16 protein-coding genes are annotated in these 23400 nt (G+C 71.5%); 10 read left to right on the top strand and 6 right to left on the bottom strand.

Features of this window, described 5'->3' with window-relative positions; translation table 11 throughout:
* Window positions 1-87: 87 nt before the first annotated feature.
* A complete protein-coding gene (locus FHS42_RS15220; RefSeq protein ID WP_184572758.1) occupies window positions 88-258 on the bottom strand; it encodes a hypothetical protein in 171 nt (56 codons plus the stop codon).
* Between the two features lie 194 nt (window positions 259-452).
* On the opposite strand from FHS42_RS15220, the gene rsgA reads away from it, so the two are divergent.
* Window positions 453-1613 carry a ribosome small subunit-dependent GTPase A gene (rsgA, locus tag FHS42_RS15225; protein ID WP_312866883.1) on the top strand — a complete coding sequence of 387 codons (1161 nt, stop codon included), beginning with the start codon at window positions 453-455 and terminating at the stop codon, window positions 1611-1613.
* Between the two features lie 428 nt (window positions 1614-2041).
* Window positions 2042-3496, top strand: coding sequence for a dihydrolipoyl dehydrogenase family protein (locus tag FHS42_RS15230; protein WP_184572760.1), 1455 nt, complete (start codon window positions 2042-2044; stop codon window positions 3494-3496).
* A gap of 138 nt (window positions 3497-3634) precedes the next feature.
* Here FHS42_RS15230 and FHS42_RS15235 read toward each other — a convergent pair whose 3' ends face one another.
* Together FHS42_RS15235 and FHS42_RS37055 are read right to left on the bottom strand one after the other, a co-directional pair.
* A complete protein-coding gene (locus FHS42_RS15235; protein WP_184572761.1) occupies window positions 3635-4117 on the bottom strand; it encodes a DUF456 domain-containing protein in 483 nt (160 codons plus the stop codon).
* Window positions 4118-4358: 241 nt separating this feature from the next.
* Window positions 4359-5705 carry a helix-turn-helix domain-containing protein gene (locus tag FHS42_RS37055; RefSeq protein ID WP_246494828.1) on the bottom strand — a complete coding sequence of 449 codons (1347 nt, stop codon included), beginning with the start codon at window positions 5703-5705 and terminating at the stop codon, window positions 4359-4361.
* A gap of 251 nt (window positions 5706-5956) precedes the next feature.
* Between FHS42_RS37055 and FHS42_RS37060 the strand changes: the two genes are divergently transcribed.
* The 3 genes from FHS42_RS37060 to FHS42_RS15265 all read left to right on the top strand — a co-directional run bounded on the left by FHS42_RS37060 (window position 5957) and on the right by FHS42_RS15265 (window position 11385).
* Window positions 5957-8803, top strand: coding sequence for a protein phosphatase 2C domain-containing protein (locus tag FHS42_RS37060; RefSeq protein ID WP_246494830.1), 2847 nt, complete (start codon window positions 5957-5959; stop codon window positions 8801-8803).
* Window positions 8804-8916: 113 nt separating this feature from the next.
* Entirely contained in the window at window positions 8917-10659 is a 1743-nt protein-coding gene (locus tag FHS42_RS15260; RefSeq protein ID WP_184572762.1) for a pyruvate dehydrogenase, read from the top strand.
* Window positions 10660-10983: 324 nt separating this feature from the next.
* The gene (locus FHS42_RS15265) at window positions 10984-11385 is read left to right on the top strand and encodes an ATP-binding protein (protein ID WP_184572763.1); all 402 of its coding nucleotides are present in this window, start codon (window positions 10984-10986) and stop codon (window positions 11383-11385) included.
* A gap of 328 nt (window positions 11386-11713) precedes the next feature.
* Here the strand turns inward: FHS42_RS15265 and FHS42_RS15270 are convergent, their stop codons facing one another.
* Entirely contained in the window at window positions 11714-12808 is a 1095-nt protein-coding gene (locus tag FHS42_RS15270; protein ID WP_184572764.1) for a DUF2637 domain-containing protein, read from the bottom strand.
* A 745-nt stretch (window positions 12809-13553) separates the two neighbouring features.
* Between FHS42_RS15270 and FHS42_RS15275 the strand changes: the two genes are divergently transcribed.
* Window positions 13554-14213 carry a GntR family transcriptional regulator gene (locus FHS42_RS15275; protein WP_312866904.1) on the top strand — a complete coding sequence of 220 codons (660 nt, stop codon included), beginning with the start codon at window positions 13554-13556 and terminating at the stop codon, window positions 14211-14213.
* Between the two features lie 102 nt (window positions 14214-14315).
* Here the strand turns inward: FHS42_RS15275 and FHS42_RS15280 are convergent, their stop codons facing one another.
* Window positions 14316-15140, bottom strand: a complete 825-nt coding sequence (locus FHS42_RS15280; RefSeq protein ID WP_184572766.1) for a hypothetical protein — start codon at window positions 15138-15140, stop codon at window positions 14316-14318.
* A gap of 331 nt (window positions 15141-15471) precedes the next feature.
* Here FHS42_RS15280 and FHS42_RS38615 point away from each other — a divergent pair, with 331 nt between their 5' ends.
* On the top strand, window positions 15472-17073 hold the full coding sequence (locus FHS42_RS38615; protein WP_221476536.1) for a phosphodiester glycosidase family protein: 1602 nt from the start codon (window positions 15472-15474) through the stop codon (window positions 17071-17073).
* A gap of 149 nt (window positions 17074-17222) precedes the next feature.
* Here the strand turns inward: FHS42_RS38615 and FHS42_RS15290 are convergent, their stop codons facing one another.
* On the bottom strand, window positions 17223-18896 hold the full coding sequence (locus tag FHS42_RS15290) for a PucR family transcriptional regulator (RefSeq protein ID WP_184572767.1): 1674 nt from the start codon (window positions 18894-18896) through the stop codon (window positions 17223-17225).
* Between the two features lie 441 nt (window positions 18897-19337).
* Here FHS42_RS15290 and FHS42_RS15295 point away from each other — a divergent pair, with 441 nt between their 5' ends.
* Genes FHS42_RS15295 through pucD form a run of 3 tightly spaced genes read left to right on the top strand, consistent with a single transcriptional unit; the run spans window position 19338 to window position 23259 of the window.
* Window positions 19338-20240, top strand: coding sequence for an FAD binding domain-containing protein (locus FHS42_RS15295; RefSeq protein ID WP_184572768.1), 903 nt, complete (start codon window positions 19338-19340; stop codon window positions 20238-20240).
* Window positions 20231-20869: a (2Fe-2S)-binding protein gene (locus FHS42_RS15300; protein WP_184572769.1), complete on the top strand. Its 639-nt coding sequence runs from the start codon at window positions 20231-20233 to the stop codon at window positions 20867-20869. Before FHS42_RS15295 ends, FHS42_RS15300 begins: the two co-directional genes overlap by 10 nt.
* A 2-nt stretch (window positions 20870-20871) precedes the next feature.
* Complete coding sequence (gene pucD, locus FHS42_RS15305; protein WP_184572770.1) at window positions 20872-23259, top strand: xanthine dehydrogenase subunit D; 2388 nt, start codon at window positions 20872-20874, stop codon at window positions 23257-23259.
* Window positions 23260-23400 lie beyond the last annotated feature (141 nt).

A 23400-nucleotide genomic window follows, 5' to 3' on the forward strand; every position in this document is an offset into this window, starting at 1 on the left:
TCCCTGCGCGGGCGGCACCGCGCCGGACCGTGAGGTGTCGTGGACACGTAGCTCAGGCGGCGGAACGGGAGGTGGACCGGCCGCCGGTTAAATGGCTGGCGCCGGGTGCGATAGCTGGTTTACGGTAACGGCGTTCCCCACCGCGGCGGTCCCGTCGCGCAGCGAGAACACGGCCGCACCGGCGCGCAACAGCGGCGGAACGCGGAGCGATAGCACGAGCAGGCAGAAGCAGGAGGTGAGGACATTGATGACGGTCACGGTGCGAGGCACTGCCCGCGTTCAGGAGTTCATCACGCCCACCCCTGTGGCCTCCGGCTGATCCTCACGAAGCCTTCTTCGTTCACTGCGCGCCGCGCGCGCGGTGCCGGGGCCACCCTGTGAAGGGTCATCCCTTGTCTCACGCTCCCCTGCACCGTTCCTCCTTCTCCTCAGCGTCTACCGCTGCGGACCCCGTGAACTCTTCTTATCGTGCCGACTCGTCGGCGCCTTCGGCTGCGCACTGCCCTGACGCTGTACTCGTTCCGTACGGCTGGGACAACGCATGGCGCACCGCCTTCGCCCCGTACGCAGCTGCCGGGCTGGCCCCCGGGCGCATCGTGCGCGTTGACCGGGGCCGCTGTGATCTCGTCGTCGCGGGCGAGGCCGGCGGGCCTGACGCTGCCGGCGGGGTGCGTACCGTCCATGCCAGCACCTCCCTGGTCACCACCGGCGATCCGCTGGACATCATGTGTACCGGTGACTGGGCCGCCGTTGATCTGGAGCAGGGGTACGTACGGGCGCTACTGCCACGGCGTACCGCCTTCGTACGCTCCACCTCGTCGAAGCGCTCCGAAGGCCAGGTCCTGGCGGCCAATGTCGATCACGCCATCATCGCCATCTCGCTCGCGGTCGAACTCGACCTGGGGCGCGTCGAGCGGTTCCTGGCCCTGGCGTGGGAGAGCGGCGCGACCCCGCTGGTCGTCTTGACCAAGGCCGATCTGGTCGATGAGCCGGCCGTGCTCAGCGACCTCATCTCCGACACCGAGGCCACCGCACCCGAGGTACAGGTGTTGGCCGTCAGCGCGGCAACCGGCGATGGCCTGGACATTCTCGCCGCCTCACTCGCCGACGGCACCGCCGTACTGCTCGGCCAGTCCGGCGCGGGCAAGTCCACCCTGGCCAACGCGCTGGTCGGGCAGGACGTGCAGGAGGTGCAGGCCATCCGCGACATGGACGGCAAGGGCCGGCACACCACGACCACCCGTAACCTCCTCGCACTGCCCTGGGGCGGAGTGCTCATCGACACCCCGGGGCTGCGTGGCGTCGGCCTGTGGGACGCGGAGAGCGGTGTCGCGCGGGCGTTCGCCGAGATCGATGCGCTGGCCGCGGAGTGCAAGTTCCACGACTGCGCGCACGAGGCCGAACCCGACTGCGCGGTACTCGCCGCGCTGGAGGACGGCACGCTCCAACACCGCCGGCTGGACAGCTACCGCAAACTGCTGCGCGAAAACCAGCGCCTCGCGGCCCGCACCGACGCCCGGCTGCGGGCCGAGCAGCGGCGCGACTGGAAGCAGCGGCAGGCCCTCGGCCGACACATGCTTGAACGCAAGCGCGGCCCCGTCCGTAAGCCGTAGCTGCGCGGCGCGCTGCTGTAGGGGCAACGGGCCCTTCGACGGCAGATGACCCCGTCCCCGTTCTGATGGCTGCCGCGCCGGGCCGCTCTTTCCGCCCGTCCGGGTGGCCTGGCCCGGCGCCCGAGGGAAGGATGGGGCGGGGCGGCGCACATGTCCTGGTCGCGCGCCGGTCGCTGGGTAGCGCCGGACCGACCAGACCTGTGACCGTAACCGCCGAGGCACCGTCGCAGCCGTATCGCCGTAGCGGGACTCGCCGCGTAGGGCCGCAGCCCGGGACCGGCGCCCAGCGCCGATGCCCACAACGAATACAACAGATACAACGGATGCAACAGATACAACGTTGCAACGGATACCGATAACGACTGACGACACCGAATAGCCGATGGCCGAGGCCGTTTGCCGTAGCTGTCGGAAGAGAGCGGGTTGTGATGGGCGCCGCCATGGATGTGTACGACGTGATCGTCTTGGGCGCGGGCCCGGTGGGCGAGAACCTGGCCGACCGAGCGCACGCGGCGGGCCTGTCCGCCGTCATCGTGGAGAGCGAACTCATTGGCGGCGAGTGCTCGTACTGGGCCTGCATGCCGAGCAAGGCACTGCTGCGCCCGGTCATCGCACGGGCAGACGCGCGCCGTACGCCGGGCGTGCAGCAGGCCGCCGCCGGACCGCTGGATGTGCCCGCGGTGCTCGCAAACCGCGACGCGTTCACCTCGCACTGGAAGGACGACGGACAGGCCCAGTGGTTGGAATCGGCGGGCATCGACCTCGTACGGGGGCACGGCCGGATCGACGGGCCGCGAAAGGTGACGGTCACCGCACCGGATGGGCAGCGGCGCACACTCACGGCGCGGCACGCCGTCGCCGTGTGCACGGGGAGCCGCGCCGCGCTGCCAGAGCTGCGGGGCCTGGCTGACGCGCGGCCGTGGACGAGCCGTGAGGCGACCAGCGCCCAGCACGTCCCTGGGCGGTTGGCGGTGGTCGGCGGTGGCGTCGTGGCGGTCGAGATGGCAACCGCCTGGCGAGCGCTCGGGGCCGAGGTCACCCTGCTGGTACGGGGCAGGGGACTGCTGCCGCGCATGGAGCCGTTCGCGGGCGAACTGGTCGCCGAGGCGTTGACCGAGGCCGGGGTGGTCCTGCGCACCGACACCTCGGTCACCGAGGTGCGGCGCTCCGAACCGGCCGGGCCCGTGACCCTCACGCTGGCCGGCGACGGGGCGGGCGCCAACGCCACCATCGAGGCCGATGAGGTGCTGTTCGCCACCGGCCGCGCCCCGCGCACCGACGACATCGGCCTGGAGAACGTCGGACTGCGACCGGGCACCTGGCTGGACGTGGACGACACCTGCCAGGTACGGGGCGTCCCGGGCGGTTGGCTCTACGCGGCGGGGGACAGCAACCACCGCGCCCTGCTGACCCATCAGGGCAAGTACCAGGCACGCATCGCGGGCGCGGTCATCGCCGCCCGAGCCCAGGGGCTGCCGCTCCTGGAGACCGACCCCTGGGGTGCGCATGTGGCCACGGCCGACACCGCGGGTGCCCCGCAGGTGGTGTTCACCGATCCCGAGGTGGCCGCGGTGGGCCTGACCGCGGCCGACGCGGAAAGCGCGGGCCGCCGAATTCGGGTCGTTGATCAGGACCTGGGCCAGGTGGCGGGGGCCAGCCTGTACGCAGACGGCTACCGGGGCCGGGCCCGCATGGTCGTTGACCTCGACCGCGACCATCTGATCGGCGTGACGTTCGTGGGCCCCGCGGTCGGCGAACTGCTGCACTCCGCGAGCCTGGCCGTGGTCGCCGAAATCCCCATCGAACGCCTCTGGCACGCGGTGCCCGCCTACCCCACCATCAGCGAGGTCTGGCTCCGGCTTCTTGAGGCGTACCGGGGCTAAGCACAAACGGCGGATGTCAAGGTGTGGTCCAGGCGTCGTAGAGGTGGGCTGCTTGGCGCGAATGCCAGCGGTTCCGTACAACAAGGTTTATGCGGTGGGCGCGAGATGGCGCGGGGCGGTCGTGTCGATGGTGCCCGGTCAGGCGAAGATCACCGCGGCCAGCCACGCGCCGGCGACCAAGAGGCAGCTGACCAGTTCCACCAGGACCGCGTAGCCGGTCGCGCGCAGCGCGTTGCGGGTGGACACCCAGGCCGGGCCGTGCGCGCCGAGGCGGGCCCGTTCGGCGACGTAGACCCCGGCGACGAATCCCGGCACCGCGCCGACCACCGGCACCACGACGAAGCCGACCGCACCGGCGCACCCCGCAAGCAGCAGGGTGCCGCGGGTGATGCCCGCGCCGCTCATGCTACGGCTGGGCAGCAGCCATCTGAGGGCCTGGCTGAGCAGCAACACGGCCGTTGCCCCGGCCAGCAAGGCCCATGCCACGGCGGTCTTTTCGGCCATCGACCACCACAGCACCCCGGCCCAGACGATCAGCGGCCCCGGCACCCCCGGCAGCAGGACGCCGATCAGCCCGAAAAGCAGCACCAGACCGTCGAGAACGAGCTGCCCGGTACCCATGGGCCCCAGGTTGCCGGACCAGACCGGGCAACGCCCCTCGGGCAGCGCCGCCCGGCGGCCGGGTGTGGCCGAACGGCCGCAAGCGGGTGAGCGCCGCCGGGCGTCATCGGGCTGTATCCGGCCGGGCTCGCAGAGCGGTTGCGGGTGCCTTGATGTGTGTGGCCGGAGCCGGGGACGATGGGCTTGCCTTACGCACGGCAGGCACGGCAGGCACGTCCGCCGCCCGCCAGCTCTCTGGCCGCTATGTCCTGTGCAGGGCCCGTGCCGCCGCGTTCGCGGCCTCGCGCGCTGTGGCCCGTCGGGGCGCGGGGGAGCGCTGGTCGGATGACGGGCGAGCCGGGGGCACGGGCTGGTTGTTGGGCCGGCTGCCACCGGGCGCGGCGCTCGAACGGCCACCGGACGAGGCGACTGGACGGCCACTGGACGGGGCGACCGTACGGGAGATCCAACAGCGTTCGTACGCGTGCCATCCAAGCTGGAGCCGGGTCGTCACGCCCGCCAACTCCATCAGCCCCTTCACCCGGCGCTGCACCGTGCGCAGGCCCAGATCGAGCTGTTTGGCGACGCTCGCGTCGGTCAGCCCGGCGAGCAGCAGCGACAAGATCTCCAGGTCTGTGCCGTCCGGGCCATCGGGTGCCGGCGCCGGCGGTTGGCTTGCCCCACCCGTCGTGTCGAACCGCAGGGGCACCGCGTCCCGCCACGCCGCGTCGAACAGCGCGTGCAGCGATGCGAGCAGGCCGCTGGGGTGGACGATCAGCGCTTCGGGCTCCACCAGCCCCACCGTCTCGACAGCGCTGTGGGCCCGCGCACCGGGCTGCCCGCCAGACTGCCCGCCCTGCTGGCCACACCCCGTCTGCCCGGGGCGCCCCGCCTGCCGCGATCGCCGTGCGGCGGCCGGATCACCGTCGTACGGGTCGGCCTCGGCCACCGGCCAACCAGTGGGCGCCTCGGCGGGAGGCCGCTGCAAGGCGACCAGGGCGAGCCGCCCGTCCGCTATGAGCAGGCTCGTCGGCACCCGGTCCACCACCCGTATCTGCGCGCCCGTGCCGCGGCCCAGGGCGGTGGTCAGCTCGCTGAGCCCCGCGGGCCGTGACAGCAGCTCGCGCTCGACCACCACCCGTTGGCGCACCCCGTGCCCCATGGGCCTGCCCAGCGGCATCCGCTCCGTACCGGCGATCAGCGCACACACCTCGTCGGCCGCGCCCGACCGTAGTTGCAGCGAGCGGTGGCGGATGGCGGTCATGCCGGATACCACCTCCACCACGTCGCGCGCGGCGCGATGCGCCGCGCCACAGCGGTACTCCTCGGCGAGCGCTGCCGCGGTCTGCTCCGCACGCTCCAGCTCGTGCCGGCGCCGGGTGAGCAAGGTGCCGAGCGCGGCGGTGGGTGGTACCGCCACCCACCGCCCGGCGCGCCCCGACGATCGTGCCGCCAATCCCTGCCGCTCCAAACAGCGCAGGGCCCGCTCGGTGTCCCCCTCGGGGCGGGCCAATCGGAGAGCGAGTTCGGGAATCTCAGCAGCACCGAGCCCCACCAGGGTTCGATACGCCGACTCCTGCACCTCATCCAGACCTAGCGCACTCAGCATGCCGCGCCCTCCCAGAAAGCCGGTGAATGAAAGCCGGTTAACGAAGGCTGGTCAACGACGGACGGCGACGGAAAAACGCCGCGGCGCGAACCCGCCTCGCGGGCACATCCTTGCACTGGGCGCCGCGTTCATGACCAGCCGATCGGGGGGGAAGGGCAGCGCGATCACCATGGCCGCGCGCCCCCGCCGTGGGCCAGGCACGTTCGGCGCTCCCTGTTCCCACGCGCACCGAGCGGTAGACAATGTGGGCCATGAGCCAGCAGGGGGAACATCGTCACGGCCACGAGGATGACTGGTGGCGGGAGTTGTACGACGAGGACAGGGGGGACACCGGCCCTGTTGCCGCGCCGGACTCCCTGGACGACCGCTTCGACTCCGCAGCCCGCACGCTCGCCCCCGCATCGGACGGCTTCATACCGGAAGGTTCCGTACCGGGCGACTCCGTACCGGAAAGTTACGTGTCGGGCGACTTCGTACCGGAGGGTTTTGTACCGGGCGAATCCGTACCGGAAGGACTGGTGCCGGGTGGTTCCATAGCGAGCGGTACGCCACCGGATGACTCCGCGACTCCAGCGGCCCAGCCGGAGCGCCCCAAGTCGCGCACGGAACCGGATGCGCCCGCTCCTCCCGAGCCGGGCCTCTCCGCTCCTCCGGAGCTGGACTTGCCCGCTCCACCGGCCCAGCTCGACCCCGCGCAGCCGCGTCCGGCCTTACCTCATCGGCCCACCGCGCCCGAGCGAGGCACCGCGCCCGAGCGGCCCACTGCACCAGAAGACACCTGTGCGCCCGATGGCCGTGCCGTGCCCGATGGCCGTGCCGCATCGGAAGACCGCGCGACCTCCGAGAAGCCGGCCGTGCCCGATGGCCGTGCCGTACCCGAGGACCGTGCCGCACTGGAAGACCGCGCGACCTCCGAGAAGCCGGCCGTACCCGAGGGCCGTGCCGCACCACAGAGCCTGGCGTGGCGGGAGCCGCCCGCCGCGTCCGACCGCCGGACCTGGCGGGACCAGCCCGATCAGCCCGCTACGGTCCAGCCCGTTCCGCCCCAGCCCGCTCAGCCCACCCTGCTTCAGGCCGCCCTCGCCCCGCGCAATGCCGGCCCGCGCGACGCCGCCTGCACGGCCACCGGTGCAGAGGACGTTCGGCCGGGCGGGGTTCCGACCGCTGGGTGGCCGTGGGACGCGTCGTTCGGGGGCGGGCCGGGCTCGGCAGCGTGGGCAGGGGCGAAGCCGACGACGGAGCGTGGACCGCGCGCCGCACCGACTCGCTCCATATCCACGGCGCGGGCCCCGTGGGAGCCGCCCCTTCCGCCCGGCGAGGGCGAGGGCGGACCAACGCTTCCGGGTTACGGGACGCCGGCCGGGTTCGCGATGCCGGGCCCCGCGACGCCCTTCGGCCGCGCCGCCGACTTCAGCGGGCCCACCACCCCAGCCGGCCCCTCAAGCCCCGGCGGTACCAGCAGCTTCGACGGGCTGCCGGGCTCCGCCAGCGCCTCCGGTCCTGCCGGCTCCGCCGGCCCTGGCAGCCCCTCCGGCCGGGCCGCTGCCGGGTCGGATATGGCGTCCGGCTCCGCCACTCCTTGGGCTCAGCCCGCAGCCGACCGGCTCGGGCCCGCCGCCCAGCAGCCCGAGCCCGCCCGGTGGACTGGCCCCGCCGCAGGCCCGCCGCACATCGCCGACGAGCCGATCCAGCCCGCCACTGCCTGGTCGGCCCCGGCCACGGCACCCATCGCAGCCGTCGCGCCTGCCGCATCCGCACCACACGCGGCCCCCGCAACACCCACCGAACCCATCGCTCCTACCGGCCTGGCCGCCCCGTACCAGGGAGCAACCGCGGCCGGGCGGGCGACGGATGGGGGAGTGCCGCGACAGCACGCCGAGCGGGCGGTGGGGCAGCCGATACTGCCTGGTCAGCCGCGCGCCGAAGGAGAGTTCATCGGCGACCGTCCGCCCACCTACGCGGCCGAGCCGACCGCGTTGCCGCCTGCCACCGCCATTGACCCGGGCGATGACGCCATCGATCTGGACGATTTGGTGCCCGATAGCACGGTGGACGGCGCCTGCTACGGGGCGATCACGCTGCGCGCCGTCTCCTCTCGTGGCGACTCGGCCCGGTATCGCGGTGAGCCGCGGCGCGACATGCTGCTGACCGCGCGCTTTGGCACCGGCGATGACGCACTGCTCCTGGTGGCCGTGGCGAGCGGGTCTCGCGCCGCGCCTGGCGCGCACCGGGCGGCCCGGGAGCTGTGCGCATGGATCGGCGGCGCGGTCGGGCGCAGCCATGTCCGGCTCGCCGACGACATCAGGGGCGGACGCAGGGCCGCGCTGAAGTCGGGGCTCCAGCGGCTCACCGACCGCGGTTACGGGCGGCTGCGTACGCGCGCGGCCGAACTGGGCCTGGACCCCGCCGAGTACACCGCATCGTTGCGCTGCCTGTTGCTGCCTGTCGCCCCCGGCTGCCGTACCCGGGTGTTCTTCGGCGTGGGCGACGGCGGGTTGTTTAGGCTGCGCGGCGGCGCGTGGCAGGACCTGGAGCCCGCCGCCCAGGAGTCGGACGGTGGGTCCGGCCCGATCCCCGGCCTCGATGGCGGTTCGCCATCGCCGCAGTTGCACGGGCCGGGGCCGGTGGCGTCGGAACCGGAGCGGGCGCCAGGCAGTGGGCCCGAGCCGGCGACGTACGGCGGGACGGAGCCGACGCCGTACGGGTGGGAACAGGCACCGTACGCCGCGGATCAGGGGCCCGCGCCCGCCACCCAGCCACACCCCCCCGCCACCCAGCCACACCTTCCCGCCGCCCCGCGACCCCCGTCGCCCGCTGCCGTGCCCGCTGCCGTGCCCCCTGTCGATGGCCAGCCCGCAGCCGCGGCCGTTGAGTCGTTCCGCTTTCGGGCGCACATCGCCCGGCCGGGCGATGTGCTGCTGCTGTGCAGCCCGGGCCTCGCGGAGCCGTTCATCGGCCAACCCGCGCTCGCCGAAGCGCTGCGCCAGCGGTGGTCGGCCCCGGAACCGCCAGGGCTCATCGCGTATCTGGCCGATGTCCGGCTACGCGTCAAGGGGTACGCCGATGACCGCACGGCGGTCGCCGTCTGGGAGGCGTAACCGCGCCATCCGTGGGTTGATGGGGAGGACCGCGGCGCCCGCCGGCCGACGAGCGGGCGCCCGGTTCCGGATGTCCGGGACCGGTGGGACTCAGCCGAAGGGGCGAGCACACGATGGCGAAGCAGACCGTGGCGGAGCAGTTCGTGGACATCCTGGTACGGGCCGGGGTGCGGCGGCTGTACGGGGTGGTGGGCGACAGCCTCAATCCGATCACCGACGCGATCCGCCGGACATCGGGCATCGACTGGGTGCAGGTCAAGCACGAGGAGACGGCTGCCTTCGCGGCCGGGGCCGAGGCGCAGCTCACCGGCTCGCTCGCGGCCTGCGCGGGCTCTTGCGGGCCTGGCAACGTGCACCTCATCAACGGCTTGTACGACGCACACCGTTCGATGGCCCCGGTACTCGCCATCGCCGCGCAGATCCCCAGCAGCGAGATCGGCACGGGGTACTTCCAAGAGACCCACCCCGATCAACTCTTCCGCGAGTGCAGCCACTACAGCGAGCTGATCTCCAACTCCCGGCAGATGCCCCGGGTGCTCCAGACCGCCATTCAGCACGCCATCGGCCGCGGCGGAGTCAGCGTGGTCTCGCTGCCGGGCGATGTGGCCGCCCAGCAGGCGCCCGAGCGCGCTGTCGAGCACGCGCTGATGACCTCGCGCCCCTCCGTACGGCCCGGTGACGCCGAGATCGCGGAGCTGGCCCGCCTGGTGGACGAGGCGGAGCGGGTGACGCTGTTTTGCGGTAGCGGCACGGCGGGCGCGCACGAGGAGGTGATGGAGTTCGCGGAGCGGGTGAAGGCACCGGTCGGGCACGCGCTGCGCGGCAAGGAGTGGATTCAGTACGACAACCCGTACGACGTGGGCATGAGCGGGCTGCTCGGCTACGGCGCCGCCTACGAGGCTACTCACGAGTGCGATCTGCTGATCTTGCTGGGCACCGACTTCCCGTACAACGCCTTTCTGCCCGACGACGTGAAGATCGTGCAGATCGACGTGCGGCCCGAGCATCTGGGACGGCGCTCGACGCTCGCGCTCGCCGTATGGGGCGATGTGCGTGAGACGCTGCGCTGCCTCACGCCCCAGGTGCGCGCCAAAACGAGCCGTAAGTTTCTTGAACGGATGCTGCGCAAGCACGCGGATGCACTGGAAGGTGTCGTCAAGGCGTACACCCGCAAGGTAGACAAGCACATCCCCATCCATCCGGAATTTGTCGCCTCCGTACTGGACGAAGAGGCGGCCGATGACGCGGTCTTTACGGTCGATACCGGAATGTGCAATGTCTGGGCGGCCCGCTATCTCACGCCCAACGGCCGCCGCCGCGTGATCGGCTCCTTCACTCATGGGTCCATGGCCAACGCGCTGCCCCAGGCCATCGGCGCGCAGTTCCTCGACCGGCGGCGGCAGATTGTCTCGATGTCGGGGGACGGCGGGTTCTCGATGTTGATGGGTGACTTCCTCACCCTCGTGCAGTACGACCTGCCGGTGAAGATCGTGTTGTTCAACAACTCCTCACTCGGCATGGTCGAGTTGGAGATGCTGGTCGCGGGCCTGCCGGCATATGGCACAAGCAATCACAACCCGGACTTCGCTGCCATCGCCCGGGCGGCGGGCGCGTACGGGGTGCGAGTGGAGAAGCCCAAACAGCTTCGCGGCGCGCTGCGTGATGCCTTCGCGCACCAGGGTCCGGCGCTCGTCGATGTGGTCACCGACCCCAACGCGCTATCCATTCCGCCGAAGATCCGCGCTGAGATGGTGACCGGTTTCGCGCTCTCCGCAAGCAAGATCGTCCTGGATGGTGGCGTGGGGAAGATGGTGCAGATGGCTCGCTCAAACCTGCGCAACCTGCCCCGTATCTGAGTGTGTGTCCGGGAGTGTGAGCCGATTAAGTGGGGCATGCATTCTAGGAGCGCGCGTTCGAATCAGACGGTTCGTCGGACAGACGGGGTCGGTCGAGAACGGTCGGGGCGGGGAGGTATGAAGCGTCAGCCTGCGCGGTGGAGTAACACGGACCGCCGGTCGGAAGCCGAGATGGTGGCAGTCGCACGGGACGTCTCGGGAGAATCCGCACGGAGTACGAGGGAGGCCAGAAGCGTTACGGGGGAGACTGGAAGGACTACCGGGATCGTAGGAAGGGCCACGGGGGAAGCCGGGGGCGGAGCGCGCAAGGACGCCGAAGCGCGCATGACGCGGCAGCTTCGCCGCGGTGAGCTCTCGGGAATATCGGACGTCCGCAGGGGCTTGCGAGAACTGCTGCGCCAGTGGGGCGACGGTCAGGACCGGGCGCAGATCGCCGAGTTGCTCATCAGCGAACTTGCCACCAATGCCCTGGTGCATACGGAGAGTTCAGCCATCGTCACGGCGCGGCTGACCTCAGGCCCGCGAGCCCATGCCAGGGGGCGGCTGCGGGTTGAGGTGCGGGACTTCGGTGCCCGCTCGCCCAAGCCGCGCACGGATGCGGAGCAGGCCAGCACGTCGGGCCGGGGCCTGCTGCTGGTCGAGGACATGGCTGACGTCTGGGGTGTGCGCGAGCACGGCGTGGGCAAGGCGGTCTGGTTCGAACTGGGCGCCAGCGGCTCCGGCTGAGGAGCCGCGAGGACAGGCGCACCGGCCGACATACGCTGGCGCGCACGAGCGTCGGCGCCATCGCACCCAACGGGGCGCGACGGCATACGGTCACGAGGCCGGTCACGGACACAGGACACGGCGACGATGCCGGTCATGGCGACGCCCACGGTCATGACCGGCAGCTCAGCCATGACCGGTAGCTCAGCCATGACCGGTAGCTCAGCCATGACCGGTACCAGCACAGCCGAGACCACGAGCTCAGCGAGCCGGGCACGGACCTGCTCCGGACATAGACATGGTCCGTACGGAATATTCCGTACGGACCATGTCCAAGGCGTGTCTCGGCTCAGCCGAACTGGCGCTCAATCTGTGCCAGCTTTTCTTCTAGCGAGTCGAGCCGCGGAATGGTGAGGGTGTCGTCCTCGGCGGTGAGGTCAACGGTTCGGCGACGGCCAAGGGCCGTCGCGTCACCCTCCTTGTCACCGTGGTCGCTGCCCGCGACCGGCTGGAGTGCCGGGCGGGAGAGCACGGGGAGTTGCCCTGGCCTGTCCGGACCGGGCGGCTCGGATATAGCGCTCTCCGAACCGAGCTGTCCCGCCGGCGCTGACATGCCACCGGCCTCTACCTGGCGGCCACCGCGGCGGCCCCATAGCCGGTGCTGGCGGTTGTAGGCGCGTATCCGAGCGCGGTCCAGCTTGTCCTGGTCGCGTCGGCGCTGCCGCTCCTTGTCCTGCTGTCGCCGGTCGTCGCGTACCTCTTCGACGGCCTCGTCCAGGGTGCGTACGCCCTCAAGCAGCATTAGCGACCAGGCGGCGAACGTCTCTCGCGGTGCCCGCAGCCACCGCACGATCCGAATCTGCGGCAGCGGGCGCGGCACGAGACCTTGTTCGCGCAGAGCGGCAACACGAGTCTGCTTCAGCGCGCGGTCGAAGAGCACGGCCGCCGAGAGCGACATGCCCGCGAAGAAGTGCGGAGCACCCGCGTGCCCCATCCCTCGTGGTGCATGCACCCAGTTGAACCAGGCCGCGGCCCCGGCGAACGTCCACACCAGGAGCCGGGAACCGAGCGCGGCATCACCGTGGCTCGCCTCCCGCACGGCAAGCACCGAGCAGAACATGGCTGCGCCGTCGAGTCCGAACGGCACCAGGTACTCCCAGCCGCCGGTCAGATTCAGGTTCTGCCGTCCGAAGCCCACCAGGCCATGGAAGGACAGTGCCGCGGCGACTGCCGCACAGCAGAACAGCAGCAGATACGAGGCGCTGGCGTAAAGGGCTTCCTTGCGCCGCCGCCGCTCTTCGCTGCGCTCCCACGAGTCGGCTTGCGCGGCGTCCTTAGCCGCTACCTTCTGGCCGCGCGCCTTCAACGTCACTGCTACCGCGACCCCGACGACTGCTACGGCGACCGGAAGCGCCCAATCAAGCGATATGTCGGTCAGTTTCATCCGGTGCCCCTTGCCTCGCTTCCGTGACGTTTTGGCCGCTGTGCGACCTATCGCGGGTCATCTTGACGGAACCAGACCTTCTCCTAGGGCGTTTCCGGGCAAGAGGACGCCAACGGAGGCTAAGGGCATCCGGATAGGTGCGATACGGGCCGAACGCGGGCACGATGACGCCGCGTCGCGTTCGAGTCGCGAAACTCGATGGGGTGAATCTACCGCAAGTGATCGAAGCGATTGACCAGTTGCGGAAGCTCGCACAACAACGAATCTCGGACGCCCGGATGCGTCAGCGTATACGAGGGCGCACAGCGGTACGCGAGCGCGCGGAAGGCCCTCTACGCGACGATGCGATGGCGTAGGCGGTAAGCCGAAAAAGCGCTGTTGTCACGTCAGCCGGTGCGTATTGCGCGGCCTCTGGTGGGCCGTCACTCCACGCGTAGTGAGTCGCATGCCGTGCATGCCGTCCCCGAAAGTCCCCCCACATATGCCGTACGCCGCACCCCCGCAGGCCGCATCGCCGTGAACAGGAGGTAGCGAACAAGGGAGCGGACGAGCGGATGGTCGAACTGGGTGTGGCCATGCGTGCGTCACCGCATCGCGAACCGGTAAGTAACGCCTCACCTTGTGAGTACCGGCCGGTATGGGAATTGGCGCGGTATCCGCCTATGGTGCATGAAGCCCGGAAACTGCGGGCCAAGGTGGACAGGGACGCGGCAGGAGGACTCGGGTGGAGCAGCTTGCCCCCAAGGTGGCGGCGCCGCAGCGCCGCCGCGAGCGCGGCGTCGTACCGGCGCCACGTACCGTGCCTCGCCGGTTCTCCGTGCGTGACCAGGTGCTGGCCGCCCTGCGGAGCGCGCTGCTGGCCGGGGAGCTGGCCCCCGGTGGGATCTACTCCGCACCGTCGCTCGCCGACCGCTTCGGCGTTTCGGCGACCCCGGTGCGCGAGGCCATGCAGCGGCTTGCCAGCGAGGGTGTGGTGGAGGTCGTCCCCAACCGCGGGTTTCGCGTCGCTCAGCGCAGCCAGCGTGAGGCCGCGGAACTGGCGGAGGTGCGGGCTCTGCTGGAGGTCCCGGCGATGCTGCGGCTGATCCGTACGGTTCCGGCGTGGCGCTGGGCGACGTTGTGCCCGCTCGCCGATGCCTCGGCACTGGCCGCTGCGAGTGGTGATGTGGCCGCCTACGCCGATGCGGACCGTGCCTTCCACGGCGGCGTTCTCGCTCTTGGCGGTAACGCTCAACTTGCTTTGGTGGCCAATGAGTTGCACCGTCGATCGCAGTGGCCGCCGGAGCCTATCCGTGCCATTGCCGATCTTGTCGCGGATGCGGCCGAGCATGCCGCGTTGCTTACCGCCTTGTCGGCGGGGGATGTGGCGCGTGCGGAGTCACTGGTGCGCGCGCACTTCACGTGACGTCCCGCGTGGGGTGGTGGTGGGCAAGCGGCGAGATGGCGGCGGGGGCGGGGGCGCGGTGGAGAGGCGGCGGGATTTCAGCCCGCCGCCGCGTGTGCCTGTTCAGCCCGTCGCACTGTCCTTGGAGGCGTCCTCCAGCGTCCGTAGCCGCTTCGCCAACCAGGTTGGCACCCCGCCGAGCAGCCGCACCAGTCGGCCGGCCTCGGCCCGTAGCCGGGCGGACTCGGACTCGGATTCCACGCTGGCGAGCGCGACCAGCGCCGGGGCGATGCCGATGAGGTAGCCCAACTCTTCCCGGATGTGGAGCGATTCGGCGAAGCCGTGCCGGGCCTCGGCCCGATCGCCCTTCTCCTCGGCCATCGCGGCGAGGTGCCGCCAGGTGAAGGAGCACAGGAGCACATCGCCGTGTGCCATGGCCCCGGCGTGTGCGCGCTGGAACGCGGCCTGGGCGCTCGTCGCGTTGCGGGACAGGTGCTGAGCGAGCAGGCCGCGCCGGAAGTCGAGCAACGGGCGAGTCGCCGAGTCGGGGGCGAGTAGCGCCGCTGCCCGACCGAGCGCGGATCGGGCCTCGTCCGCCCGATCCCGGTTGCCAAAGAGCGTGGCCGCATAGGCGAGGTGCCCCCGTTCGCAGGCGGCGGCCCCCCGCTCGTCGTCGGTGTGCGCGATGGCCTCGGCTGCGCGTAGCGCATCCTCGGCCGTCTCCCACCCACTTGTGGTGAACATGCACTGTTCCGTCAGTACGGAGCTCCGCAGTCGGGCCGCGGCCGGATCGGTACGGGCCAGCGGGCTGAGCAACTCCGCGGCGTCTTCCCAGCAGGCGCGTGAGCGCAGCCGCCAGACCGCCGTATGCAGTGGGTCGACCAGCAGGCCGGCCCCTAGGCCACCCCCTGGCCCTATATCAGAGTTCGACGATCCAGAACGTGACATGGCGGTGTCCGCCACATTGCCCTCCCCTAGCGCGTCATCGAGCCGGAAGCCGTGGGCGCATCTCAACACGGAACCCGGGGCCCGGCCAAGGGGTTGGTGTGAATTGATTCACAATCCTGGATCTCTTCTGACCAGGGAATGGCGTGCGGTGGCAGTGGTTTTTACGGCGGATCACGCCCGAGTAAGAGGCCGCGACCCGCCTGCGACACCGCCACCCCGCGGCCGTACGCCATGTTCACCCCACAGACGTGCCAGCGACGGCCGTGCGTACCGGCCCGCTGCGAGGGTTCGGCGGGTCAGAGCGGCTCAAAGTGGTTGAGGAGTGTTCGACGTGGTCAAGGTGTCTAGCCGTCCCCGTTCGTTGCGGCCCGCGGCGCTGGCGGCGGTGCTCGTCGCGGCCCTGGTGGCCCCGGGCGCCACCGCACAGGGCGCCGCCTCCCACCGCGGCACCTCGGGGGCCGCTACGCCCACGGCGCAGGGCGCCCCCAAGCCGGCGGCCCACTGGGATCGGGACCGGCTGGCCCCCGGCGTGGACCTCTACCAAGGCGTCATAGCGGGGCGGCCGGGGGCCGACCACTGGACCGTCACGGTACGGGCCGACGCCGGCGCGCAACTCTTCCCCGAGACCGCGGCCGACGCGCTGGCGAAGCGGTTGCGGGAGGCCGGGTTCGCCCCGCGTGCGGAGCGGGTCGAGTGGCCGCGCGGCGCCGACCGTGAGGGGCTGCTCGGCGTGCGGCTACGCGTGGGCGTGTTCGGCGGGCAGAACCAGGCCGATGCGCAGCGCAAGGCCCTCACGGCGGCGGGCTTCGACGCGGTCAGTGAGTGGACCGGGGCCGATGGCGCTGCGGGCACCGGCCTGGCGCAGGTGAAGGTGGCGATCATCGACCCGGGACGCTTCGGCGGGTCGCTGAAGGGTGCTTACGGCAGCTCGGTGGCCGGCCGCGAGAAGGTCAGCGATATGGCCTCGCGGGCGCACGCGCTGCTCGCGGTGAACGCGGGGTTCTTCGTGATGGAGAGCAAAGACGGCGTACCGGGGGCGGCGGCGGGGATCGCCGCCTACGAGGGTGAGTTGCAGAGCGCGGCCACCAACGGCCGCGCCGCCATGGTGTTGCGCGGCGATGGCCTACGGCCCGAGATCGATCAACTGAGCACCCGGCTGCGGGTTCGTGCGGGCCACAGCTCCGAGGTCATCGACGGCATCAATCGCATCCCCGGCACCATCCGCAACTGCGGTGGCACGGGTGGAGACCAGCCAACGGAGCAGCCCCGGCACGATGTCACCTGCACGGACCCGGACGAGATCGTGCGGTTCACCGACGAACTCGGCGCCGAAACGCCCGCGGGCGACGGTGTGGAGGCCGTCATCGACCGCTCGGGCCGGGTGCTGGAGCTGCGCCAGCGCGGGGGTTTGGTGCCCGCGGGCGGCAGCGTGCTGGCCGGCGTGGGCGCCGGGGCGCAGTGGTTGCGCGAGCACGCGACGGCGGGCGAACGGCTGACCGTGGAGGAGCAGATCCTCGATGAGCGGGGCCGGCGGGTGCGGCTCGGCCCCGCTGACGACATCGTCAGCGGTGGGCCTCGGTTGGTCCGCGATGGGAAGACAGCCGTTGACTACAGGGCGGATGGCATCGACCGGCCGGGCGAGCCGTCGTTTCCGTACACCTGGGGGCTCAAGCGCAACCCGCGCACCGCGGTCGGCGTGGATGCCCGTGGCCGCCTGATCATGGTGACGACGGCAGGCCGCCAGCCCGGTTACAGCGACGGCCTTGGCCTCAGCGAACTCGCTGACCTCATGCGGTCGTTGGGGGCCAGGCAGGCGATGGCCCTGGATGGTGGCGGGTCATCCGGTATGGCGGTGGACGGCAAGCTGATCACCATGCCATCGGACGCGACGGGCGAACGCGCGGTGGGGGACGCGCTGCTGCTGACGGGCTGACTCGCGCCCGTACCCGTACCCGTACCTGTGTAGCCACTGCCCGGCTTGCGTACCCGTAACACGGCCGGGGCCACCCGCGGCGGAGCCGGGCCTTTCAGCGGGCCCGGCCGCTTCCTGGTCCAGCGGGTTGCGGGACCACTCCCAACCCGTCACTTCAGGCGCAGGGCCAAGAAGAAGTCCAGCTTGTCCTCCAGACGGGCCAGATCGCGGCCGGTGAGTTGTTCGATGCGGCCCACCCGGTAGCGCAGGGTGTTGACGTGCAGGTGGAGGCGGGCCGCGCAGCGGGTCCAGGAGCCGTCGCAGGCCAAGAACGCCTCCAGGGTGGGGATGAGTTCGGCGCGGTGGCGGCGGTCGTACTCGCGGAGCGGGTCGAGCAGCCGGGCGGTGAAGGCCCGCCGTACGTCGTCGGGCACGAACGGCAACAACAGGACGTGTGAGGCCAACTCCTGGTGGCCGGCCGCGCAGACGCTGCCGGGGCGCGCGGCGGCGACCCGGCGGGCGTGCCGGGCCTCCTCCAGGGCGCCGTGCAGCCCCTCGGCCGAGGACACGGCGGCACTGACCCCAAGGGTGAGCCGGCCGTCGTCGGCGAGGCCGTGGGCGAGGGGTTCGCGCACCACCGTGAGCAGCGCGTCCGCGTACACCTCCGCCTCGGCCCCTTCGCCCCCGGCCAGCGCGGGCAGGGGCACCAGGGCCACCGCCTCGTCGCCGGTGTGGGCGACGGCGATCCGATCCGAGAGTTCGGGCCCAGGCGCCGCCGGGTCCACCAGGATCTCCTCAAGGAGTGCCTGGGCGACCGGGCCGCCGGGGATGTTCGCGCCCTGCCATTCGACTCGCGCCACCACCAGTTGCCAGTGGGGCGCGGTGCCGAGTCCCGGCAGCAGCACGGGGGCGGCGACCCGTAGCCGGGCCGCGATCTCGGCGGGCGGCGCGCTCGTCTGCACGAGCTCCAGGACCTCGTGGGCCAGCCGCCTGCGCACCGTGCGGGCCGCGTCCCTGCGGTCCCGCTCGACCGCGATCAACTGGGTGACGCCGTACAACAGGTCGAGCCGCTCCGTTGGCCACTCGCCGGCGTCCGCCTCCACGACCAGCAGCCAGTCCGAGAGGACCGTCTCGCGTACGTCACGCGGTGTCGCGCCGCGACCGCTGTTGCGGACCGGGAAGAGCGAGTACGTGCCCGCGCTGGTGCTCAGCCGGTACGGGGGGCGGCGCCCGGCGCGTACCGCGGCGAGCTGCTCGCCCGCGAGCCGGGCCCGTAGCGCGGCAGGCAGTTCGGGCCCCTGCCCCGCGAGCGCCGAGCCCGCGATCTGGCGGCCCGCCGTGGACAGCACCCAGGCGCGCAGGTCCAGGTCGCTGCCGAGCAGGTCGAGCACCACATCGGGGCCGCCGCCGGCCGGGCCTGCCGTCATCAGCCTGCGGTGCCGGTCCACGACGGCGGCCAGGTCCCCGGCCCGCTCGCTGGAGACCTGCCGCACCACGTGTTCGGTGATGGCGGCGAACGAGACGTCCTCGACCACCGAGAACAGCGGCAGCCGATGCCGGGCGCAGGCCACCACCAGGTCTTCGGGAACGGAGCCCAGTTCCGCCTCGCCCGCCGCGAGCCCGGCGACCCCGGCCGCGGCCAGGGCGGAGACGAACCGCTCCGTATCGGCGGGCTCGCGGTGCCAGGCGAGACCGGTGAGGACGAGTTCGCCGCCCGACAGATAGCGGCTGGGGTCGCGCAGGTCGGTGGTCATGACGCCGCGCACCGTGCGGTCGAGCTCCTCATCGCCGCCGAGCAGGCGAAGGCCAAGAACGTCGGTTTCCAGCAGGGCGCGCAGCCGCATCGTGTCGTCACCTGTTCTCTCTCGTGGGCGGGGCCGGACGGGCGGCCCGGGGCGGCGGCGCCCGGTGGGTGGGGGCCGCCTGGTCGGTGGAGGCACCCGGTGGGTGCGTGGGCGTCGGTGGTCGGGTGTCGGCGGTGGTGCCGTGGGGGCAGGAGGTGCAGCCCGGCGGCCGAAACCACGGCCGTGCAGACCGGGACCGTATGGGGTACCCGTGGCGCAGGTCACGTGGGGTGAACACCGGGGTTTGCGTTCCGCACCTCTCGTTCGAATCTACAAGACCGGGCCGCTGGCCAGCCAATTGCTTCAGGTGTTCGGTGACTGCACCAGGTGGGCCACGTCTCGGTGTACTGAGGCCACGCCGCGTGAACAGGACACAGCAAAGTTCTACGGCAGCCCCCTCGGGGACCGCCTCGCAGCCCGATCTTCGAGAAGAGACCACCCATGGACTTCCTGCGCCCCGCAAGCTGGGAGGAGGCGCTCGCCGCGAAGGCCGAGCATCCTTCGGCTGTGCCCATCGCGGGCGGCACGGACGTGATGGTCGAGATCAACTTCGACCACCGCCGACCCGACTACCTCCTTGACCTCACCCGCATCGGCGACCTGTACGAGTGGGAGGCGGGTGCCGAGCAGGTGCGGCTCGGCGCCGCCGTCCCGTACACGCAGATCATGGAGCACCTGCGCGGCGAACTGCCGGGCCTGGCGCTCGCCGCCCACACCGTGGGCTCCCCGCAGATCCGCAACCGCGGCAGCGTGGGTGGCAACCTCGGCGCGGCGTCCCCGGCCGGGGACTGCCACCCCGCGCTGCTCGCCGCCGGGGCCGAGGTCGAGGCACAGTCCGTGCGCGGCACCCGGCTGATCCCGGTCGATGACTTCTTCACCGGCGTCAAGCGCAACGCCCTGGCGCCGGACGAGCTGATCAGAGCGGTACGCATCGTCAAGGCCGCGGGCCCGCAGCAGTTCTCCAAGGTCGGCACCCGCAACGCCATGGTGATCGCGGTCTGCGCTTTCGGCCTCGCGCTGCACCCCACCGAACGCACGGTCAAGACCGGCATCGGCTCCGCCGCGCCCACGCCGGTACGGGCCAAGGTCGCCGAGGACTTCTTGACCGCCGCGCTGGACGAGGGCGGCTTTTGGGACAGCGGCAAGGTGATCACACCGTCCATCGCCCGGCAGTTCGCCGAATTGGCCTCCGGCGCCTGCAACCCCATCGACGATGTGCGCGGCACCGCCGCGTACCGCCGCCACGCCGTGGCGGTGATGGCCCGCCGAACCCTCGGCTGGGCCTGGGAGAGCTACCGGGCCACAGCGGACAGCACGAAAGGGGGCGCGCCGCGATGCGCGTGAACATGACGGTCAATGGCCGGCCGCAGGAAGCGGACGACGTCTGGGAGGGCGAGAGCCTGCTGTACGTGCTGCGCGAGCGGTTCGGGCTGCCCGGCTCGAAGAACGCCTGCGAGCAGGGCGAGTGCGGCTCGTGCACGGTGCGGCTTGACGGCGTACCGGTGTGCGCGTGCCTGGTGGCCGCTGGGCAGGCCCAGAGCCGCGATGTCGTCACCGTGGAGGGCCTGGCCGACTTCGCCAAGCAGCGGTCCACGCCATGCGGCGGCCACGGCCCCGGCCCGGACGCCGGCGACGCCACTGGTGGCGGCGCGGGCCGCGCCGACCGCGCTGACGGCCTCGCACCCGGCATCAGCATCAGCGACGCCCAGCACTGGCAGGCCAAGCCGGCCGAATCGGCGAGCCCCGAACTCGCCCCCGTTCAGCAGGCGTTCATCGACGCGGGCGCCGTGCAGTGCGGCTTTTGCACCCCGGGCCTGTTGGTGGCGGCCGATGAACTCCTGGAGCGCACCAGCGAGCCATCCGACGCCGACATCCGCGAGGCGCTGTCGGGCAACCTGTGCCGCTGCACGGGATACGAAACAATCCTGGACGCGGTGCGCCTGGCCGCCGCCCGGGCGAGCGAAGGGGCGTGACCATGGGCGTCACCCGTATCCCCACCAGCCTCACCCAAGGCAGCCACACCAAGGGCGCCATCGGCGAGTCCACGCTGCGCCCGGACGGCACGCTCAAGGTCACCGGCGACTTCGCGTACGCATCCGATCTCTGGCACGAGGACATGCTGTGGGGCTGCACGCTGCGCAGCCCGCACGCGTACGCGGAGATCCTGTCCATCGACGTCTCCCAGGCCCTGGCGACGGCCGGCGTCCACGCTGTCATGACCCATCAGGACCTGCCTGCCGGCACCCACTACGGCCTGGAGATCCGCGACCAACCGGTGCTGGCCGACGACGTCGTACGGTTCCACGGCGAACCGGTCGCCATCGTCGCCGCCGATCACCCGGAGACCGCACGCCGCGCCGCAGCCAAGATCGTGGTGGAGTACCGGGAACTGCCGCCGATCACCAACGAGGCCGCCGCGCTCGCCGCGGACGCCCCGGTGCTGCACCCGCACCGAACCGACTCCCACGCCGCACACGTGCCACACCCCAACATCTTGCACCGACAGCCCGTCACACGCGGCGACGTCGCAGCCGCCAGGGCCCGGGCCGACGTCGTGGTCAGCGGCGACTACGAGGTGGGCATGCAGGACCAGGCGTTCCTCGGCCCCGAGTCGGGCCTTGCGATGCCCGCAGAGGACGGCGGTGTGGACCTGTTCATCGCCACCCAGTGGCTCCACTCCGACCTGCGGCAACTCGCGCCCGTCCTCGGGTTGCCCGAGGACAAGGTGCGGATGACACTCTCCGGCGTCGGCGGCGCGTTCGGCGGGCGCGAGGACCTGTCCATGCAGGCCCACGCCTGCCTGCTCGCACTGCGCACCGGCAAACCCGTCAAGATCGTCTACAACCGGTTCGAGTCGTTCTTCGGGCACGTCCACCGCCACCCGGCCAGGCTCCACTACGAGCACGGGGCCAGCCGGGACGGCATGATCCAGTACATGACGTGCCGCATCGTGCTCGACGGCGGCGCCTACGCCTCGGCTTCCCCGGCCGTCGTCGGCAACGCCGCCTCGCTCGGCGCTGGCCCGTACGCCATCGACAACGTCGAGACCGAGGCGCTCGCGCTCTACACCAACAACCCGCCCTGCGGCGCCATGCGCGGCTTCGGCGCGGTCCAGGCGTGCTTCGCCTACGAGTCACAGATGGACAAGCTCGCCGCCGAACTGGGCATGGACCCGGTCGAGTTCCGGCGACTCAACGCCATGACCCAGGGCACCAGACTGCCCACGGGCCAGGCGGTGGACTCCCCGGCACCGGTCGCCGAACTGCTGCGTCGTGTCAAGGCGATGCCCATGCCGCCCGAGCAGCAGTGGATCACCGCCGATGAGTCAGGCGAGTCCATCGACGTACGGGCGCTACCCGGCGGTCTGTCCAACACCACGCACGGCGAGGGCGTGGTGCGCGGCGTCGGCTACGCGGTCGGCATCAAGAACGTCGGCTTCTCGGAGGGGTTCGACGACTACTCCACCGCCCGGGTGCGGCTCCAAGTGATCGGCGGCGAGCCGGTCGCCGCGGTGTACACCGCGATGGCCGAGGTCGGCCAGGGCGGCGTCACGGTGCACGCCCAGATTGCCCGTACCGAACTGGGCGTCACCCAGGTCACCATCCACCCCGCCGACACCCGCATCGGGTCCGCGGGCTCCACCTCCGCCTCCCGGCAGACCTACGTCACCGGCGGCGCGGTCCGTCACGCCTGCGAGCTCGTACGGGAGCGAGTGCTCGAACTCGGGCGCGTCCGGTTCGGCAGCTACCACCCGGCCTGGGCCACCGCCGAACTCCTCCTGGAGAGCGGCAAGGTGGTCACCGATGACGGCGAGGTGCTGGCCGACCTGGTGCATGTCATCGGGGACGAGAGCATCGACGTCGAGCGCGAATGGCGGCACCGCCCCACCGAGCCGCTCGACCCGCACACCGGCCAGGGCTTCGGCCATGTCCAATACATGTTCGCCGCACACCGCGCCGTGGTCGAGGTGGACACCGAACTCGGCCTGGTCAAGGTCATCGAACTGGCCTGCGCCCAGGACGTCGGCAAGGCGCTCAACCCCCTGTCGGTGCTCGGCCAGATCCAGGGCGGCACCACCCAGGGCCTTGGGCTCGCCGTGATGGAGGAAATCGTGGTCGCGCCGGACGGGAAGGTGCGCAACCCGTCCTTCACGGACTACTTGATCCCCACCATCTTGGACACCCCGAGCATCCCGGCCGATGTGCTCGAACTCGCCGACCAGCACGCCCCGTATGGGCTGCGCGGTGTTGGCGAGGCGCCGACCCTCTCCGCCACACCGGCCGTCGTCTCGGCGATCCGCGCGGCGACGGGCCTCGCGCTGACCCGGGTCCCGGTACGGCCGGAACACCTCACCGGAACCTGAGCGCCCAGCGCACCGGGCGGCGTCCGGCGGGAACCGCGTACGGAACCTCCCGTCGTACGCACCCCCGACCGTACGCATCCCCGACCGTACGCATCCCCGACCCGTAGGCACCGCGGACCGCGCGACACCTCGGCCGTACCG

Origin of the sequence: Streptomyces zagrosensis (genome assembly GCF_014203645.1) — a bacterium.
GTDB classification, from domain to species: Bacteria; Actinomycetota; Actinomycetes; order Streptomycetales; family Streptomycetaceae; genus Streptomyces; species Streptomyces zagrosensis.